The organism is Flavobacterium sp. ASV13 (assembly GCF_000745775.1).
Classification (GTDB): domain Bacteria; phylum Bacteroidota; class Bacteroidia; order Flavobacteriales; family Flavobacteriaceae; genus Flavobacterium.
This window is the reverse complement of record NZ_JQJY01000004.1, coordinates 315488-335344: the sequence shown is the minus strand read 5'-3', so window position 1 is coordinate 335344 and position 19857 is coordinate 315488. Positions and strand designations below refer to the sequence as shown.

At 32.8% G+C, this 19857-nt stretch carries 18 protein-coding genes; 11 read left to right on the top strand and 7 right to left on the bottom strand.

The genetic code is table 11. The features are described 5' to 3' along the window. The first annotated feature begins 176 nt into the window (after positions 1–176). Both GQ47_RS12155 and yidC read left to right on the top strand, forming a co-directional pair. Entirely contained in the window at positions 177–1790 is a 1614-nt protein-coding gene (locus tag GQ47_RS12155) for a CTP synthase (protein WP_035648853.1), read from the top strand. Between the two features lie 79 nt (positions 1791–1869). Continuing rightward, positions 1870–3783, top strand: a complete 1914-nt coding sequence (gene yidC, locus GQ47_RS12150) for a membrane protein insertase YidC (RefSeq protein ID WP_035648851.1) — start codon at positions 1870–1872, stop codon at positions 3781–3783. Between the two features lie 58 nt (positions 3784–3841). Here the strand turns inward: yidC and GQ47_RS12145 are convergent, their stop codons facing one another. Further along, positions 3842–4816, bottom strand: coding sequence for a fasciclin domain-containing protein (locus GQ47_RS12145; protein WP_035649399.1), 975 nt, complete (start codon positions 4814–4816; stop codon positions 3842–3844). 307 nt (positions 4817–5123) lie between these two features. Here GQ47_RS12145 and GQ47_RS12140 point away from each other — a divergent pair, with 307 nt between their 5' ends. Both GQ47_RS12140 and GQ47_RS12135 read left to right on the top strand, forming a co-directional pair. After that, positions 5124–5828: a toxin-antitoxin system YwqK family antitoxin gene (locus tag GQ47_RS12140; protein ID WP_035648850.1), complete on the top strand. Its 705-nt coding sequence runs from the start codon at positions 5124–5126 to the stop codon at positions 5826–5828. A gap of 120 nt (positions 5829–5948) precedes the next feature. After that, positions 5949–6506 carry a DUF4956 domain-containing protein gene (locus tag GQ47_RS12135; RefSeq protein ID WP_035648848.1) on the top strand — a complete coding sequence of 186 codons (558 nt, stop codon included), beginning with the start codon at positions 5949–5951 and terminating at the stop codon, positions 6504–6506. On the opposite strand, the gene GQ47_RS12130 is transcribed toward GQ47_RS12135, so the two are convergent. Continuing rightward, on the bottom strand, positions 6507–8384 hold the full coding sequence (locus tag GQ47_RS12130; RefSeq protein WP_035648846.1) for a PEP/pyruvate-binding domain-containing protein: 1878 nt from the start codon (positions 8382–8384) through the stop codon (positions 6507–6509). A 143-nt stretch (positions 8385–8527) separates the two neighbouring features. Here GQ47_RS12130 and mnmA point away from each other — a divergent pair, with 143 nt between their 5' ends. The 4 genes from mnmA to GQ47_RS12110 are packed head-to-tail and all read left to right on the top strand — an operon-like array spanning position 8528 to position 12749. Next, positions 8528–9715, top strand: coding sequence for a tRNA 2-thiouridine(34) synthase MnmA (gene mnmA, locus GQ47_RS12125; RefSeq protein ID WP_035648844.1), 1188 nt, complete (start codon positions 8528–8530; stop codon positions 9713–9715). A 45-nt stretch (positions 9716–9760) separates the two neighbouring features. After that, the gene (locus GQ47_RS12120) at positions 9761–11362 is read left to right on the top strand and encodes a S8 family serine peptidase (RefSeq protein ID WP_035648841.1); all 1602 of its coding nucleotides are present in this window, start codon (positions 9761–9763) and stop codon (positions 11360–11362) included. Between the two features lie 11 nt (positions 11363–11373). Continuing rightward, a complete protein-coding gene (locus GQ47_RS12115) occupies positions 11374–12318 on the top strand; it encodes an NAD(P)H-dependent flavin oxidoreductase (RefSeq protein WP_035648838.1) in 945 nt (314 codons plus the stop codon). Between the two features lie 20 nt (positions 12319–12338). Continuing rightward, positions 12339–12749 (top strand): hypothetical protein, encoded by a 411-nt coding sequence (locus tag GQ47_RS12110; protein WP_035648834.1) that lies wholly within the window; start codon positions 12339–12341, stop codon positions 12747–12749. 136 nt (positions 12750–12885) lie between these two features. On the opposite strand, the gene GQ47_RS12105 is transcribed toward GQ47_RS12110, so the two are convergent. Beyond that, the gene (locus tag GQ47_RS12105; RefSeq protein WP_035648832.1) at positions 12886–13323 is read right to left on the bottom strand and encodes a DUF4268 domain-containing protein; all 438 of its coding nucleotides are present in this window, start codon (positions 13321–13323) and stop codon (positions 12886–12888) included. Positions 13324–13414: 91 nt separating this feature from the next. Between GQ47_RS12105 and GQ47_RS12100 the strand changes: the two genes are divergently transcribed. Beyond that, entirely contained in the window at positions 13415–14065 is a 651-nt protein-coding gene (locus GQ47_RS12100) for an NUDIX hydrolase (RefSeq protein ID WP_035648830.1), read from the top strand. Positions 14066–14191: 126 nt separating this feature from the next. Continuing rightward, positions 14192–15001 carry a lysophospholipid acyltransferase family protein gene (locus tag GQ47_RS12095; protein ID WP_035648828.1) on the top strand — a complete coding sequence of 270 codons (810 nt, stop codon included), beginning with the start codon at positions 14192–14194 and terminating at the stop codon, positions 14999–15001. 136 nt (positions 15002–15137) lie between these two features. Here the strand turns inward: GQ47_RS12095 and GQ47_RS12090 are convergent, their stop codons facing one another. From GQ47_RS12090 to GQ47_RS12080, 3 genes are read right to left on the bottom strand one after another with little or no spacing between them, the layout of a single operon-like run. Continuing rightward, positions 15138–15770: a hypothetical protein gene (locus GQ47_RS12090; protein WP_035648826.1), complete on the bottom strand. Its 633-nt coding sequence runs from the start codon at positions 15768–15770 to the stop codon at positions 15138–15140. An 8-nt stretch (positions 15771–15778) separates the two neighbouring features. Next, positions 15779–16273, bottom strand: a complete 495-nt coding sequence (locus GQ47_RS12085; RefSeq protein ID WP_035648824.1) for an RNA polymerase sigma factor — start codon at positions 16271–16273, stop codon at positions 15779–15781. A gap of 42 nt (positions 16274–16315) precedes the next feature. Beyond that, the gene (locus tag GQ47_RS12080) at positions 16316–17377 is read right to left on the bottom strand and encodes a DUF3810 domain-containing protein (RefSeq protein WP_035649397.1); all 1062 of its coding nucleotides are present in this window, start codon (positions 17375–17377) and stop codon (positions 16316–16318) included. A 197-nt stretch (positions 17378–17574) separates the two neighbouring features. Here GQ47_RS12080 and GQ47_RS12075 point away from each other — a divergent pair, with 197 nt between their 5' ends. Beyond that, on the top strand, positions 17575–19035 hold the full coding sequence (locus GQ47_RS12075; RefSeq protein WP_035648821.1) for an aminoacyl-histidine dipeptidase: 1461 nt from the start codon (positions 17575–17577) through the stop codon (positions 19033–19035). 253 nt (positions 19036–19288) lie between these two features. On the opposite strand, the gene GQ47_RS12070 is transcribed toward GQ47_RS12075, so the two are convergent. After that, a complete protein-coding gene (locus GQ47_RS12070; RefSeq protein ID WP_035648820.1) occupies positions 19289–19855 on the bottom strand; it encodes a hypothetical protein in 567 nt (188 codons plus the stop codon). Positions 19856–19857 lie beyond the last annotated feature (2 nt).

Below are 19857 nucleotides of genomic sequence, written 5' to 3'. Positions count from 1 at the left end.
CAAAGACATTCTTCAAAAATATTCCCAATTAAAACTTAAAATTATCGATTACAGAAACAACTAATCGATTTGTTTAAAAATTTACAAAATTATCTCATTCTCTATTTGATAAATTGTCTAATTAAATTTGTACTTTTGCCAAGTTTTTTACACAACTACTTACAAACAACAACAGAATGAATCAAACAAAATATATTTTTGTTACAGGAGGTGTGACCTCTTCATTAGGAAAAGGTATTATTGCGGCATCTTTGGCAAAATTGTTACAAGGAAGAGGATATCGCACAACTATTCAGAAATTTGACCCGTATATTAACGTTGATCCGGGGACACTAAACCCATATGAGCACGGAGAGTGTTACGTGACAGATGATGGAGCTGAAACTGACTTAGACTTAGGACACTATGAGCGTTTTTTGAACGTTCCTACTTCTCAGGCTAATAACGTTACAACAGGGAGAGTTTATCTTTCGGTTATTGAAAAAGAAAGAAGAGGGGAATTTTTAGGAAAAACAGTTCAGGTTGTTCCTCACATCACAAACGAAATCAAAGACAGAATGCAATTGCTGGGTAAATCTGGCGATTATGATATTGTAATTACTGAAATTGGCGGAACTGTTGGTGATATTGAATCGTTACCTTATATAGAATCTGTTCGTCAATTAGTTTGGGAATTAGGTGAAAATAATGGAATTGTTATCCATTTGACATTGGTTCCTTATTTAGCTGCGGCGGGTGAGTTGAAAACGAAACCAACACAGCACTCTGTTAAAACATTAATGGAAAGTGGTATCAAAGCTGATATTTTGGTTTGTAGAACTGAGCATGAATTATCTCAGGAATTACGTCAAAAACTAGCTTTGTTTTGTAATGTTAAAAAAGAAGCGGTTATTCAGTCAATTGATGCTTCTACTATATATGAAGTTCCAAATTTAATGCTTGAAGAAGGGTTAGATGTTGTAGCTTTAAAGAAATTAGATTTGCCTAAAAAAGCATCTCCGGATCTTAAAAACTGGAATACTTTCTTGCGTAGATTAAAAAGTCCAAAACATACCGTTAACATTGGTTTAGTTGGAAAATATGTAGAAATGCAGGATTGTTACAAATCAATTTTAGAAGCATTTATTCACGCAGGTGCAGCAAATGAAACTAAAGTAAATGTAATTTCTATCCATTCAGAGCATATCAATGCTGATAATGTAGAAGAAAAATTAGGAACTCTTGACGGAGTTTTAGTTGCTCCAGGTTTTGGAGAAAGAGGTATTGAAGGAAAAATTGAAGCAGTTCGTTATGTTCGTGAAAACAATATTCCGTTTTTTGGAATTTGTTTAGGAATGCAAATGTCTGTTATCGAATATTCTAGAAATATTTTAGGTTATGCAGAAGCGAATTCTACAGAGATGAACGATAAAACGCCTCATCCGGTTGTGAATTTAATGGAAGAACAAAAAACAATTACTGATAAAGGTGGAACAATGCGTCTTGGTGCTTGGAAGTGTGATATTAAACCAAACACTTTGGCACACAAAATTTACGGTCAAAAAACAATTTCTGAGCGTCACCGTCACCGTTATGAGTACAACAATAAATATGCTGATGAATTGCAAAAAGCTGGTTTAAAAGCTTCTGGAGTTAATCCTGATACAGGTTTAGTAGAAATCGTAGAGCTTGAAAATCACCCATTCTTCATCGGTGTACAATACCATCCGGAATATAAAAGTACAGTTGCAAATCCGCATCCTATTTTTGTAAACTTTGTGGCAGCTGCTGTAAATGCGCATAAAAAATAATAATTATATTCTAAGAGACTGTAACTTTTAAATTAAACGAATACTAATAGCCTCAAACGAATAACTTTTTTAATTAATAATGGAAGAAAAAAAATTAGACCTTAATTCAATCATTGGTTTTGTATTGATATTTGGAATTTTGATTTGGATTATGTACCAAAATCAACCTTCTGAGAAGGAAATTGCTGCTGAAAAAGCCAAGAAAGAATTAGTTGCTAAACAAGAAGCTCAGGCAAAAGCTGATAAAGCTAAAACTGTTGTTGCACCAGTAACAGCTGCAACACCTGGTGATACTGTTCAATTAGCGCAATTGCAAAAAAATTTAGGTGGTTTTGCTTATTCTGCAACGCTTCCTTCTGCAAAAGAATCTTTTACAACAATCGAAAACGAAAAGATTAAATTAAAAATTGCTAATAAGGGTGGTTATATTGTTGAAGCAACTTTAAAAGAATTCGAAAAGTTTAAAAAAGGTTCAAAACAATTAGTTGAATTAATTAAAGATAACAATTCAAACTTAAATATTCAGTTACAGACTGCTGACAATAGAACTTTAAATTCTAAAGATTTGTATTTTGAGCCAACATTAGAAAAAGTTGGTCAAGATCAGGTTTTGTCAATGCGTTTGAAAGCAGGTGCTAATGAATTTTTAGAGTACAAATATGTTTTAAAACCAAATGATTATTTAGTTGGTTTTGACGTTCGTTCTCAAGGATTGAATAAAGTTTTAAATTCTTCTAAACCATTGGATTTACAATGGGATTTAAGAACATACAGAAACGAAAAAAGTATTTCATATGAGAACCGTTTTTCTCAGATTGATTACAAATACGAAGAATCAAAATACAGTAATGTAAATTCTACAGGACAAGGAAAAGAGGAAACTCCTGAAAAAGTTAGTTTTGTTGCTTTTAAACAACATTTTTTCACTACAATTCTAGCAACTGAAAAGCCTTTTGAAACATCAAAACTACAATCAGATAACTTAGTTAAAGACGAAAAAATTGATACTGTTTTTACAAAACAATTCAGAGCTAATTTGCCTTTAGCATTCTCAAATGGAGAAGTAGATTATAAAATGAGCTTATATTTTGGTCCGGCAGATTATAAAACATTAAAAGCTTACGACAAAAATTTCGAAAAAATTATTCCGTTAGGATGGGGAATTTTTGGATGGATCAACAAATGGATCTTTATTCCTTTGTTTGGATTCTTAAGTTCAACAATCGGATTGTCATTGGGTATTGCGATTATCATCTTTACAATTATCATCAAATTGGCGATGTCTCCAATTACCTATAAATCATTCTTGTCTCAGGCTAAAATGAAAGTTTTAAGACCTGATATTACAGAGTTGGGAGAAAAATACAAAAAAGACCCAATGAAAAAGCAACAGGAAACAATGAAACTGTACAACAAAGCAGGAGTAAACCCAATGGCAGGATGTATTCCGGCTTTGATTCAGCTTCCTTTTATGTATGCATCGTTCCAGTTTTTCCCGGCAGCTTTTGAGTTGAGACAAAAAGGTTTCCTTTGGGCAGACGATTTATCATCATTTGATGCTGTTGTAAAATTACCATTTACAATTCCAGTTTATGGAGATCACATCAGTTTATTCCCAATCTTAGCTGCAGTTGCAATTTTCTTCTACATGAAAATGACTTCTGGAGATCAACAGATGGCTGCGCCTCAGCAAGAAGGAATGCCGGATATGGCTAAGATGATGAAGATCATGATTTATGTTTCGCCATTAATGATGTTGCTTTTCTTCAATAATTATGGTGCTGGATTGAGTTTGTATAACTTTATTTCAAACTTAATTACGATTGGAATTATGTTTGTGATTAAGAATTATATCGTGGACAGTAATAAAATTCACGCTCAAATTCAGGAAAATAAACAAAAAGAGCCTAAAAAGCCAAGCAAATTCCAGCAACGTCTTCAAGAAGTTATGGAGCAGCAAGAAGCAGCAAAAGCTCAGAATAAAAAGAAATAATTTTATTTATTATATAGAAAAAACCGTCTCGTTTTTTAACGAGACGGTTTTTTTGTGGTTAAAATTTAGGCAATAGGACTTTATCAATTACATGAATAACTCCATTTGAACATTGTACATCAGTAGCTATAATATTACTGACTCTATTGTTTGCATCAGTAATTTTTGCTCCGCCGGTTAATCCAATCGTAAAATTCTGACCAGCAAAAGTGCTTACGACTTGTCCGTTTGTCAAAGAACTTGATAATACATTTGCGCCGGCAACCACATGATATTTTAGGGTTGTTTCTAAAACATTAGCAGGAATGGCAGCAAGTCCAGAATATCCAGTTTCAGTTAAAAAACTCGAAAAAGCAGTATTAGTTGGAGCAAAAACAGTGAAAGGCGAACTAGCAGTTCCTGATAAAATTCCGGCAAATCCTGACGATGGATTGTAAGTTAAAGCCGCTACAAGAGTGGTGAAATTTTTATTGGCAATTGCATGATTTACAATAGTTGGCAGACCAATTACGCCATCTACAACATGGATAATACCATTAGAAGCGGGGATATCAGCAATAGTCACCGTTGCTCCGCCATTTGCTTTTCCTCCATTAATATCAACACCAGAATTTTTTTCGAGATACATGCTTATGTTGTTTGTGGTTGAAGTACCTCCTTTGGCTAATGTTTTAACATAACCTGTTGCAATTTCGGTTGATTTTACTTTAGTACTTAAAACGTGATTTAATAATATTTCCTTAAGTATAGGAACAGGTACGGCATTGAGATCTGAATAACCGTTTGCAGTTAAAAAAGCACTAAAGGCCGCATTTGTTGGGGCAAAAACAGTGAAGGAACCAGAAGATTTTAATGTTGTGGCTAAATCTGCTTTTTGTAAGGCGGCAGTTAATGAGCTTAAATTTGGATTTGCTTGCGCAATTGATACAATTGTTTGGGGAGTCTGACTAGAATCGTCATCATTGTTGCAGGAAACAGTGACGAAAGTAATTAACGCTAAAAAAGCAATTAATTTAATTTTAATTGTTTTCATGATATTGTTTTTTTTCGTTTGTCTGGCTAAATTATAAATTTTGTTTAACATTTTTAATAAAATATTAAACAAATATTAAATTTAATAAAGATTTAACTCTTTTGTTTAAAGGTTTAAAATGTTGATTGTTAGTAGATTGACTGTATTTTGTGCTGTTGTGTAGTTTTTGTGTTTTTAATTAACCAAAGAAAAAGTAAACAATATTTAAAATAAATTTTGAGACTTTAAAAATCAGGATAAAAGTAAAATTGGTTATACTTTTGCAATACTAAAACTGAATATTTGTTGTTATAAAGAAAAACGAATTATGAAAAAATTTTGGATATTATTTTTAATAAGTAGTGTAGCTTTTTCTCAGGATTTTAATAAGGTTGATTCTAACGGAAAAAAGGATGGGGTTTGGAAAGGAACTTACGAAATCTCTAAACGTCCTCGTTATGAAGGAACTTTTGATCACGGAAAAGAAACCGGAATTTTCAAGTTTTTTGATGACACTAAAAAAGGTGACGTAATTGCGACCCGTGATTTTACTGCAAATGATGGAAGTTCTTACACTATTTTTTTCGATCAAAATAAGAATAAAGTAAGCGAGGGAAAAGAAATTGGAAAATCGCGTGAAGGCGAATGGAAATATTACCACAAAGCATCAAAGGTTGTGATGACACTTGAAAATTATAAAAACGGAAAGCTAGAAGGAACACGTTCTGTATATTATCCTGATGCGAAAATTGCTGAAGAAATGACATACAAGAATGGTTTAAAAGAAGGTATTTATAAAAAATATGGGCAAAATACGATTCTTTTAGAGCAATCAATTTTTAAAGATAATTTATATAACGGCGATGCAATTTTTTATGATTCAGATGGTGTAATGGCTTCTAAAGGAAAATTTCTGAATGGAAAAAAAGTCGGAAGATGGCAATTTTACTTAAAAGGAAAATTAACGAAAGAAGTAAATATGAGCGACCCAAAAAGCAATTATCAAGCTGACTCTAAGCCTAAAATGGAATAATATATCTACTTTATAAAAGATTTTTTTTGCCACAAATTCGCGAATTTTTTATTCTAAAATTAATTCATGAATTCGTGGCAAACTTTTTTTAAATTTGGTTGACTAACACTTTAAAAAAAAATGGATTTAAACGAACTAATAGGCAGATTTTTTTTGTTGTTTTTTTCAATTTTGGTTTTGTATTTTTTCTCCAACAGAAAAGACAATGAAACCATAAATCCATTGATGGTAATTGTGGGACTTTGTACCTTTTCACTTTGTTATTTGTTTACCAAAATTGAAATTGGAGTTGGGATTGGGTTTGGTTTGTTTGCCATTTTTTCGATTTTACGATTCAGAACACAATCTTTTACCGTAAATGCAATCATCTTTCTTTTTGCAACAATTACGCTTTCTATTTTAGATATCATGTATCCTTTTGAAAAAATAGAAATTTTGCTATTTTTTCAAATCATTATTATTGGATTTTATGTTGCTGCATCAATTATTGTCAACAAAAAAGCTTCAAAATATTTGAACACAATCGATTTGAAAATTCCGCTGGAAAACGGTTTTTCTTTAGATAATAAAAAAATTCGAAAAGTTGTCGAAGAAAAAATCAATATAACCGATTTTGAATTCAAAATAGTTCTCGTAAACGGCGTTTCTAATGAAATTGATCTACAAGTTTTTTATTGATTATTCATTAAAAGGCCTAACTTGTTTGATGTATAAATCCCTGTTTTCGCCCACAATTTTAAACTCAATATCTACAGGATGAAATTGGTTTTTGCGCCAATATCGGTACATTTTAGATTCGATTGTTTTGCTGACAGTATATAGACGGTTCATTTCTTTCCGTGTAAGTAATGGCTCGTTATTGTTTAAATTTGAATTAGAGGTGTAATCAATTTCAAAATCTTCATCATCGTTTCCTTCGTTGATATGGTAAGCAGTAAATTGTTCACAAATTTCTCCTTTTTCGGGTTTTACTACTGAATTTTCGCCCTTTTGAACATTGACCGTAAATCCTGGAAAGTTCCTTCTAAATATATTTTTTGTAATTACGACTCCATTGGCAATTTCTTCAGGAAAAGAACGATGGACTAAAACTCCCATCGCAATTTGGTGCTGATCGATTCCAAAAAGTTCTCTTTCATTATAAGATGCTTCGTTCCATACACTCGCCCAAACTTGTTTGATTGCTTTTTCGAAACTTTTTATACTGTCGCCTAAAATTCCCGTTTTAGAATCATATAATCCGGCGCCATTAAAATCATCTAAATCTTCGGCATTTGTTGATGATCTGAATCTGAAGTTTTTAAAAGAAGCATTTCTAAAAGTCTCATTTAGCTTTGCAATCAGTTCCGGATCAATTTTTTCTGTTTTGATAGCTTCCCGAATTTCTTTCAGTTTTTTATTTCTCCAAGCTATTGAATCCTTTTTTGGATAGTTCAGCAACTCAGTTATTAAAACAGAAATAGAAGGTTTCTGAATATGTTTTGTATAATAATAAAAAGGAATGGCATGAGCATTTTCAGGAGTTTTAAAAGGCGTATCTTTTGAAATAGCAATTAAATATGCCATGTTTTGTGCTTTGGAACCAATATAATTTACTCCTTTTTTGGGAACAGAAGAGAGGTCAATTATTTCAGTTACAGAATTGTCTAGAGTTAGTATTTTCTTTTTTGAAGCATTTTTTTGAGTGATTTTTTTTGTTGTTTCTTTCAAATAAAAAGTATCAATTTCGGTTTTGAATTCGACTTTTTTAGAAAGTAGTCTTTTGATATTATTGTCTTTATCAATGTTTTTATAAGCCATTATCGGGATTTTTCGGTTTTTACCCAAAAGCACTAAATGACTCAGCGGAGTTTGAAGTTCGTTTACAATTATGCCTTTCGCTTCTGGTAATATGTTTGGAGTTCCGTCAAGGATAATAATTTCATCTGGATTGGGTTTTGTTTTCTCTAAATCCTTTATTTTGTATTGTTTGAGGATGCCAATTGCAGAGCCACCGGCAACTTGCTGGTAGGTAATTTCATTAAAAATATAATCTGATTTTACACAAGGAATTTTAAATTTTCCTTCTTGGAATAATGCTATTTTCTCAGGATCATTCAGATAAAATTTAAGATTGTCGCCAATAAAAGAGCTGTTTTTTACCTGATTATAAAACCATTCGATTTGAGACACTTTCATATGATCTGAAGCTGCAAGCTCAAAGATCCATTTTTCTGTTCCTTTAATGTGATTTAAATTCCCAAGCAAATAGTCTCTCTCTTTTTCACTATCGCTGTAATTTTCATTATTAAATACATCGATATCTTTGTCATAACCCAGATACTCAGTTGCAAATTGATAATGATGTGAAATAAGTTGGCTGTTAAAGTAGTACATTTTTTTCTGCCTCAAATCGTAAACAATTTTAACAGACTCAATATTGGAGAATTTATCAGACAAAGGCCTTCCTTTAAAAGCCTTATAAGATTCATAATCAGGTAATGAAGAACGGAATCGCTGCGCACTCAAAGATGCTGCCAAAAAGAGAAAAATTAAGCTGTAAACAATTTTTTGCATGACATTTTTATTGGTTATTAAAAGTAAATAAAAAAAACGATAGGTTTTGTCTACTGCGGGATTATATAAACTAATCAAAACGACTATAATTTTCTATTATTTGGCTTATCTTTGCACCCTTGTAAAAATATAAACGATTTAGAATGAAACGTGTAGTTGTTGGACTTTCTGGTGGAGTAGATTCTAGTGTTGCCGCTTATTTATTGCAGCAACAAGGATACGAAGTTATTGGCCTTTTTATGAAAAACTGGCATGATGATTCGGTTACTATTTCTAACGAATGCCCTTGGTTAGAAGATAGTAATGATGCTTTATTAGTAGCAGAAAAACTTGGAATACCGTTTCAGACTGTCGATTTGAGCGAGGAATACAAAGAAAAAATCGTTGATTATATGTTCAACGAATACGAAAAAGGAAGAACTCCAAATCCTGACGTGCTTTGTAACCGCGAAATCAAATTTGATGTTTTCATGAAAATAGCCTTAAGTTTAGGTGCTGATTATGTGGCAACTGGACATTATTGTCAAAAAAATGAAATTGAAGTTGATGGAAAACCTGTTTATCAATTAATTGCCGGAAATGACATTAATAAAGATCAATCGTATTTTTTATGTCAGTTATCGCAAGAACAATTATCAAAAGCATTGTTCCCAATTGGTGCTTTAACCAAACCAGAAGTACGAGAAATTGCTGCTGAAATGGAATTGGTAACCGCTGAAAAGAAAGATTCACAAGGATTATGCTTTATAGGAAAAGTTCGTTTGCCTGAATTTTTGCAACAGAAATTGCAGCCAAAAGAAGGCAAAATTGTTCAGATTGATAAAAATGATCCGATTTATGAAGTGGAAGATACTTCAGGATTATCTTTAGAAGAACAATTAAAAACCGAATCTAGAAAACTGAATTATTTGCCAACAATGGGCAAGGTAGTTGGAAAACATCAAGGTGCACATTATTTTACTGTAGGACAAAGAAAAGGGTTAAATGTTGGAGGAACTACAGATCCCTTATTTGTAATTGCTACTGATGTTGATACAAACACGATTTACACTGGTTTATCTAGTAATCATCCTGGTTTGTTCAAAAAAGCTTTATTTGTTGGAAATTCTGAAATTCACTGGGTTAGAGAAGACATGACTTTAAAACCAGGTGAAACAAAAGAAGTAATGGCAAGAATCCGTTATCGTCAGCCTTTGCAAAAAGCTATTTTGTATCAATTTGAAGACGGAATGTATGTTCGTTTTGATGAACCTCAATCTGCCATTACTGAAGGCCAATTTGTTGCATGGTATTTAGATAATGAATTAGTTGGTTCGGGAGTAATTTCTTAGCTTTATACTTTTTTACAGGGATTTACCCTTTTTAAAAAGTAAGCTATGAAATACTGTTTTGCATTTTTTTTATTGCTTTTTACTTCCGCGATGTTTTCGCAAGAAGATGCATGGGTTTATTTTAAAGATAAACCGAGTTCGCAATTCTTTTTAGATAAACCTTCTGATATGCTGACGCAGCGTTCTTTAACCCGAAGAGCAGCTCAGAATATTGCATTAGATATTACAGATGTTCCTGTTGAAAAAAGTTATATATCCCAAATAAAATCGAGTGCAGGAATTACGGTTTTGGCTAAATCAAAATGGCTGAATGCGCTTCATATTCGAGGAACTCAAACTAATGTTTCGGCATTAAAATCATTATCATTTGTTGATAAAATAGTTTTTACAAATAAAACGCTGAATACGGGAAAAAAGGTTAACGAAAATAATGTCGTTCAAACAAAAAATAAGCTTAAAACGACTATTGATTATGCGTATGGAAATTCTGCAAATCAAATTCAAATGCTTAATGGACAGGCTCTGCATAAGCAAAATTACACCGGATCAGGAAAAATCATTGCAGTTTTAGATGCTGGTTTTCCGGGTGTGAATACAGCTCAGCCTTTTCAAAATCTTCAAACAAACAACAGAATTCTAGGTGGATATGATTTCGTTAATAGAAATACCAATTTTTATACCGGCGATGATCACGGAACTTTAGTGCTTTCGACAATGGGTGGCTATAAAGAGAATTCTTTAGTTGGTACAGCACCAGATGCTTCGTACTATTTATTTATAACTGAAAATGATGCATCAGAAAACCCGATTGAAGAATCACTTTGGGTTGAAGCTGCAGAAAGAGCAGACAGTCTTGGAGTTGATATTATTACAACTTCTTTGGGGTATTTTGAATTCGATAAAGCTGGCGAAAGTCATACATATAGTGATATGAATGGCAGTACAACTTTTATTTCAAGAGGAGCAGAACTCGCCTTCAGCAAAGGAATAATTGTATTGGCTTCAGCAGGAAATGAGGGAAGAACTCCAGAACCGCATATTGGTGCTCCCGCCGATGCAGTTTCTGTACTTGCCGTAGGTTCAGTCACTTCAACAAAAGTAAAATCTGATTTCAGTTCTATTGGACCAAGTTTTGACAATCGGATAAAACCAGATATTATGGCGCAGGGAAGTGCAACAACAGTTTCGGATGCTTCTGGAAATATTGGCACTGCAAACGGAACCTCTTTTTCATGTCCGGTTATGGCAGGAATGGTTGCATGTCTTTGGCAGGCGTTTCCAACAAAAACAAACAAAGAAATTAGACAAATGATTTTAGAATCATCAGATCGTTATACAGCTCCAAATTTTAATTACGGCTACGGAATTCCAAATTTTGGTGCTAATTTGGGGATTAATGATTTTGTCATAAATTCGACTTTTTCAGTATTCCCGAATCCAGCAAAAACAATAATTTCGTTTTCTTTTCCTGAGGAAAATTACAGTGCTTCAGTTGCAATTTTTTCGGTTTTAGGTCAAAAAGTAATTGAAAAACAAATTACAAATCAGAATCCATTTCTTTCTGTAGAAACATTAAACAGCGGTCTTTATTTTTATACTTTTGATGCCGATGGTTTACATAAAACAGGAAAGATAATCAAACAATAACAGCATATTGCATGAATAAAATTACGCAGCTTTTTAATATAAAATATCCAATAATACAAGGTGGAATGATTTGGAACAGCGGTTACAAATTAGCTTCTGCAGTAAGTAATTCCGGAGGTTTAGGGCTTATTGGCGCTGGATCAATGTATCCGGAAGTTTTAAGAGAACATATTCAGAAATGCAAAAAGGCAACTGATAAACCTTTTGGAGTCAATATCCCGATGTTATATCCTAACATTGAAGAAATCATGAATATAGTTGTGGAAGAAGGCGTGAAAATTGTTTTTACTTCGGCTGGGAATCCTAAAACATGGACTTCATTTTTAAAAGAAAAAGGGATTACGGTTGTTCATGTGGTGAGCAGCAGTCCTTTTGCCTTAAAAGCTCAAGATGCTGGAGTTGATGCTGTTGTAGCTGAAGGTTTTGAAGCAGGCGGACATAACGGACGTGATGAAACAACAACACTAACATTGATTCCAATGGTGAGGGAAAAAATCCAAATTCCGCTTATCGCAGCGGGTGGAATTGCAACTGGAAGAGGAATGTTAGCAGCGATGATTCTTGGTGCCGATGGTGTTCAGGTAGGGAGCCGTTTTGCAGCATCATTTGAATCTTCTGCTCACAATAATTTTAAAGAAACGATAGTTAATATCAAAGAAGGTGATACTCATTTAACTTTGAAAGAATTAGCTCCTGTGCGATTGGTAAAAAATAAATTTTATCATGACGTTCAGGCCTTATATGAGAAATGTCCATCTAAAGAAGAATTAGTTCAGCTTTTGGGAAGAGCCAGAGCCAAAAAAGGAATGTTTGAAGGAGATCTTGAAGAAGGCGAGCTTGAAATTGGACAAATTGCAGGACTTATTCATGAAATCTTGCCTGTTGAGCAAATTATGCAGCAAATGATAGCCGAATTTGATGCTGCATCCAAAGAAAAGTCTAAATTTGAATTTTAATTACCTGTAAGAAATATTTCATGAATTTTATTCGCATCTCAATATTGCTATTGTTTTTTGGTTTTGGACTGCAAGAAGCTCAAAGTCAGTCGTATAATTTTAAGACATCTGGTTTTAGTGTTTTAGAGAAAAATCAAAAAGGAAAGTGGGGCGAATGGTCTAACCTGGATTTGGTGAACTTGAGTGTTGTTTTAGATACTAATAAACACCGAATTGTAGTTTATTCTCAAGAGATTCAGCTTTTCAATATTTTGGATTATATCGAAAGAGAGGAAAATGACACTGATATTGTATATTCTTTCATGTGTAAAGACAATGACGGAAAAGAATGTAAACTTTCAATTATTACACGAAAAAAACAAGATTTCCGTAAACAACTTTATATCAATTACGACGATCATATTATTGTTTATAATATTTTTAGTGTGTAATTAGATTTTAAGGCGCTAAGGTTCTAAGATACTGAGGGAGTAAGTTTTTTTGAACTTAAATTATATAGCAAACCCGACAGGTTTTTAAAATCTGTCGGGTTTGCTATATAAATTCAAAACTTAGCATCTTAGAACCTTAGTTTTCTATATCCTTAATAAATTCATCATATTCCAAATAAAACATTTCCAAAGCGTGCATGTTTTCATTGAAAAAATCGAAAATGGCATCCCAGTTATTTCGATTGCTGAAACCAACTCCTAATTTCTCGACCCAGATTCGGCTGATGGTTTTGCCGCTTTCTAGCGTGTAGTTTTTTTCGAAAACCAAATCTTTAATAAATTCTTCTTCCAGAATATTTTTTAGCGCTTCAATCTTTTCAAAATAGGCAGTTCGTTTTTCGTCACTTCGGTGTTCGATGTCAATTAAAACTTGTGCTTTTTTATTATCTACAAAAAACTTAAAAGAGAAGTCTTTGATTTTTGTATCATAAAGAACCCATTTTCTCGGATACTTTTCTGCAAAAGCTACCCAAAATTCTCTTTTTATTCGTTGTGATTCTTCTCTACTGTACATTATTTATGGCTTTGTCTTAGAAAATTTGTAGAACCGCATTTTCTAGAGTATATTTATATTTTATTTGAAAGTACAAAAATAAACTTTGAATATGGATTTTCAAGATTTTTTGCAATATGTTCCTAATTTAATTCCTGTTGAACTGCCAGCGACGACATCGCACATAAAAATGGCGCCCAAAGAACGTATACAAGAGCTTAAAAATCTGGATGTAAGCGCTAAAAATCCAAGAATTGCTGCTGTTATGATGTTGTTTTATCCTAAAAACGGAGAAACGCATTTAGTTTTAATTGTTCGAAATGCTTACAATGGAGTACACTCTTCACAAATTGCATTCCCGGGTGGCAAATATGAAATTTCAGATTTTGATTTTAAAGATACCGCTCTCAGAGAAACCAATGAAGAAATTGGTGTTCTTCCTGAAAAAATAGAAGTTGTAAAACATTTTACCCCAATGTATATTCCGCCAAGTAATTTTTTAGTGCATCCTTATATGGGAATTGCTAAAGAAGAGCTTTCATTTTATCCGGATATTCGGGAAGTTGCGGATATTATTGAATTGCCTTTGTCCGTTTTTCTAAATGATGAAATTATTATCGAAGCCACATTATCAACTTCTTATGCAATAAATGCGTTGGTTCCGGCTTTTAGTATTCAAAATCACGTTGTTTGGGGCGCGACAGCGATGATATTAAGTGAGCTGAGAGACGTTCTGAAAAGTGTTTTAGGCGAAAATTCGTAAAAATGAAAAATTAACGATTTGATATTCATTATTATAACGATTTATTTCCGAAATTGCTTTATAGTATTGCTAAAAGAATAATTTTTGTATGTTTGCGAACTAACAAAAAAAATACATTAAACAGCTATGGGATTGTTTAAACGAAATCCTTTTGGACATATTTTATTCATCAAGAAATGGTTAATCCGTGTCTTGGGAGCCATGACGCACCGCAGATACAGAGGATTTAATGAATTGCAGATTGAAGGATCTGAAATTATTAAAACATTGCCTGATACAAATGTGCTGTTTATTTCCAATCATCAAACTTATTTTGCTGATGTTGTGGCAATGTTTCATGTCTTTAACGCAAGTTTAAGCGGACGTCAAGATACTATTAAGAACATTGGTTATTTATGGCAGCCAAAAATGAATATTTATTATGTCGCTGCAAAAGAAACAATGCAAGCAGGTTTGTTACCAAGAATTCTTGCTTATGTTGGAGCAATTACGGTTGAAAGAACCTGGCGCTCAAAAGGTGTAGATGTTACTGAGAAGAGAGATGTGAATCCAAACGATACTGAAAATATCAGAATTGCACTTGAAGACGGCTGGGTAATTACTTTTCCGCAAGGAACTACAAAGTCTTTTAAGCCTGTTCGTAAAGGAACTGCACATATTATCAAACAACATAAACCAATTGTAATTCCTATTGTTATTGATGGTTTCCGTCGATCATTTGATAAAAAAGGTCTTCGAATGAAGAAAAAAGGAATTCTACAGTCTTTCATCATCAAAGAACCTCTTGATATTGATTATGAGAATGATACAATTGAGGAAATTGTAGAAAAAGTAGAATACGCAATCGAACAACATCCATCATTCTTAAAAGTTATTCCAGCCGAAGAAATCAAAGCACAAGAAGAACTTAATAGATTAAGACAGTGGGAATACTAAGAAGTTAGTTTTGTTTCAGGTTTCAGGTTTCAAGTTTCAAGTTTCAAGTTTCAAGTTTCAAGTTTCAAGTTTCAAGTTTCAAGTTTCAAGTTTTCAAAACTTAGAACCTTAGTATCTCAGAACCTTAGTATCTCCCTTAAAAATCAATTTTCTTCAACTCTTTATAATTCGCATACAATCTGCGTAGCAGAGTTCCGTATAGCAATCTGTAAATACACCAGAAAAGCCCGAAGAATAATAGCGTAAGTAAAAACAATGCAACAATTGAAACCAGCATTGCTTTGCCGTTTAACGCCAGTTTTTCACGAATAATCGCCATGTCAGGATTGTAAACATAGCCAATAAAGAAACTTAAAATTGAAGAAACTACAATCATTCCCAGATTGTACCAAACATAATACTGAACTGTTTTTCTTGTTTTTAAAATGCTATTCATTAACAGTTTGGTAGAAACTATAGTTGATATGGTTTTATAATTTTTGTAGAAAAAGTAAATAAAAACCAGAATTACGGCGTAATTAAAGTACATCAAAATTTCCATAAGAACAATAATTTCCGGATGGTTGATTTTTTGAAGTATATCATCAATATTTGAAAAATAGTTCAATATTGTCCAAAATAGGACTTCCAAAATGCTTATAATTAAAATCCACTTCACAATTGAAGATGATTTTTTATGAATCATTTTGTAGATTTCTTTTTCAGAAATTTGTTCAAAAGAATCCGAGTTCTTTTTCCAGTCTTTTTTTAATAAATCCAGTTCTTTCATAATAATTTTTAAGGATTTAGTATCTTTTTAAGTTTCCCTTTAATTCGGTTCATTTTCACGCGCGCATTCACTTCGCTGATCCCTAGAGTTTCAGCTATTTCTTGATAATCTTTGTCTTCTAAATACATAAAAACTAATGCTTTTTCGATGTCGTTGAGCTGGTAAACCGCTTTGTACATCAATTTAATCTGTTCTTCCTCTTCATAATTGTAATCAACATCTTTTACAAAATGCTGATGACTTTCATATTCAATAGTCGATATGGTTCGTTTGGTTTTTCGGTATAAGGTAATTGCAGTATTTAAAGCAACACGATAAGTCCAGGTCGAAAATTTACTGTCGCCTCTAAATTTTGGATAAGCTTTCCAGAGCTGAATAGTAATTTCCTGAAACAAGTCTTTATGAGCATCTTCGCCAGCAGTATATAATCTACAAATTTTGTGGATTATATTCTGATTTGCCTGCAATTGCGCAACAAATGACTGTTCTAGATTTTCGCTCATATAAGTATTAGTAGTTATGAAATCATTTTTGTTACAGTTGGATCAAAATTTTCTCGTTTTATAATAATTTATCATCAAGTCAATAAACTTGCTGTAACTTTCCATTCCGTCTTTTTGATTATTGGTTTTTAAGAAATTATCCCATAAAAAATGAAAACCTTTATCGATAAAGGTGTCGTATTTTTTCCAGAAATCCTGGCTTTCCTGATAGTTTTTTAAGATTCCGACATGAACTGTTTTCTTCAATTCGTTAAAAATTTTCTCGTTTTTAAATTGCCAGATTCCAAGACAATAACGCAAAGCGAAGCTATATCCTGAATATTGATAATACAGATTATCGTTTTTAACCGAAGCCAAAACGCCGATGAAATTACATTCATTTTCACTGGCAAAACCAATTTGATGCGCCATTTCGTGTGAAGTTGTTATTGGGAAATTATACATTGGAAGCAAATCATTTACCTGAGCCTCATTTGTAAAGGGATTCAAATAACCGCCAAATCCCATGTATGTTAGAGGGACGCTGAATAAAGATTTTTTGACGCTCAATGTTTCATATTTAAAATAAGGATGTTCCTTAGCTAAATTATCATAACCATTTAAAATCATCTGAAATGATTCTTTTTGAGAATATGGAAAAACTACTTTTGAACTATCATTTTTTGTAATTTGAAACTGAATTTCATTCGTTTTTGCAATCAATCTTTTTGTAAAAGCTAAAAGTTCAGCATCAGAATATTCTCTTTTGATTTCCATTTTCTCGAAAAGCGGTTCACGATAATAATTGAAAGCCCAAAGCAGATGGAAGAGGAAATAAAAAACAGAAATTTTGCCTAAGATTTTCAATAGATGATCTTTCCAATTAGTTTTCCAAGTTTTTCTAATTCTCCAAAACCAACTAATAATCGAAAGAATTAATAAAGCATAAATACAATCTCCAACAGAAAATGGAATTTTGCCTAAAGCGCTTCTTAAAAAATGTGAAATCCGAACAAATAAATTGTTGCTATAAAAACCTTCAACATAATCTGGGAAGTATTGCAGAATTTTTAAAAAGATAATCTGAACTAAAAGAAATAGAGGTAGAATATATTTTGATTTCACAGTATATTTTTTGGATACGTAAATATAAATACAATTAAAAAAAGTTGGCCACGAATTCCACAAATTTTCGCTAATTGCTGATTTGTTTAATTTTAGAGCCATTATAATTTGTGCTAATTCGTGCAATTTGTGGCGAAAAAAGCATTTAAACTTTGTAACTTTGGGACTCTTAATTGTTAAACTTCAAACAAAATATAATGAGTCAGGAAATTAGAAATCTGGAGCCAAAAACACTTTGGAACAAATTCGCAGATTTAAATGCTGTTCCGCGTCCGTCAAAAAAAGAAGAACGTGTTATCGAGTTTATGAAAAACTTTGGAAACAGTTTAGGTTTAGAAACTTTTGAAGATGAAATCAGAAATGTAATCATCAGAAAACCTGCAACTCCAGGAATGGAAAATCGCAAACCAATCGTAATGCAGGGACACCTTGATATGGTGCACCAAAAAAATGCAGATACTGTTTTTGATTTTGATACTCAAGGAATCGACATGTATGTTGATGGTGACTGGGTTCGCGCTCGCGGTACAACACTTGGAGCTGACAATGGGCTAGGAGTAGCGACAATTATGGCAATCCTGGAAAGTAAAGATATTCCGCATCCGGCAATTGAAGCTTTGTTTACAATTGATGAAGAAACTGGAATGACTGGTGCTTTAAACCTAAAAGGAGGAATTCTTCAAGGTCAGATTTTATTGAATCTGGATACAGAAGAAGATGATGAAATTGATATTGGATGTGCTGGTGGAATTGATGTTACAGCAACAAGAACGTATCATGAAGAAGAAGTTCCGGAAGGTTCTGTTGGATATACGATTACAGTAAAAGGCTTAAACGGAGGACATTCAGGAATGGATATTCACAAAGGTTTAGGAAATGCTAATAAAATCATGAACCGTTTATTGTTTGATGCTTTTGAAAACTTCGGTTTGCAGATCGTCGAAGTTAACGGAGGAAGTTTAAGAAATGCGATTCCGAGAGAAAGTGTTGCTAAAGTAATTATTTCTCAAATGTTTGATGAAGCTTATGTGTACGATATGCAGGAAATTATTGCTGATATCAAAGCAGAATACAAAACAACTGAACCAAACTTATCGATTGAAATCGTAAAAGGTGATTTACCTGAAAAAGTGATGGATTTAGGAGTTCAGGAAGGAATTATCAGAGCCATTTATGCTGCACACAACGGCGTTTACAGAATGAGTGCAGATATGGCTGATTTGGTTGAAACTTCGAATAATATTGCTCGTGTTGTTATTAAAGATGGAGAAGTATTAATCGGATGTTTGACACGTTCGTCTGTTGAATCTTCAAAATTTGATTTGGCTAATTCTTTGCGTTCAGCTTTTGAATTAGTAGGTTGCGAAGTAGAACTTACTGGTTCTTACCCAGGATGGACGCCAAATGTAAATTCTGAAATCTTAGAAGTTTTAAAAGATATTTACGAAAAACAAAATGGAGAACAACCAAAGGTTGTAGCTTGTCACGCTGGTTTAGAGTGCGGAATTTTAGGAACAAATTATCCAGATATGGATATGATTTCTTTTGGTCCAACTATTCACGGAGCACATTCTCCAGACGAAAGAGCAAGTATTTCATCTGCTCAGAAATATTGGAAATTTGTATTGGAAATTCTTTCGAATATTCCAGTTAAATAAAGTTCTCAGTTTTTAGTCACAGTTTTCAGTTTCCTTTGAGATTGAAAACTGCGACTGAAAACTAATTAATCCCTTTTAGGAGAATTTTTCTTTTCTCTTTTTTCTTCTTTCTTTTCTTTAGCCGTTTTTAACGGTTCTTTTTTTGCTGTTTTTTTAGCATCTTGACCTTTTGACATGATTTGCTTGTATTAGAGTTAATTACAAGTAAATATAGTGTTTTATGGCATGTAAATGTATTTCATGATTTATTTACTTAACAGCCGTCTTTGTTAGGTTCACGCATATAAATCGTTTTACTATCTCGTTCTACATAGTCACCCATTATTATTGGGTATGAATATTTTGGAGCTTGCGATATGTGATGACTCCTTATAATTATTTTGTCGTTAACTTTTAGTGTATGCAATTGCTCAAAACCATTGTTAAAATTAAACATATTCTCACCAGACTTTTCTGGTCCAAAAGCAAGAATATAATCGTCACTATTAATCCTCACCATCATACCAAAACCTAATTTTGCGCCAGCTGGAAGAGAAAGAGAGGTTACAACTGCTTCCATATTGGTATAATTCTTAATGGATTTGCTTATTTTAAAAGCACTGTTATGTACTTTCTGACCCGCATCAGAGGATTCCCATTTTTTGTACATTATACCATCAGGTGTAGCTTCCCATTTTTTTAATGCAGCTTTCCTTTCTGCAACAGAGAGAGGTTTTGAGATTGTATTTTTAATGGTTTCATTTTTAATTTTGTGATTAGCAAATAGCACTCCGCTTACTACAACCAATAATAAGATCAGCAAATAAATGATTTTTTTCATGT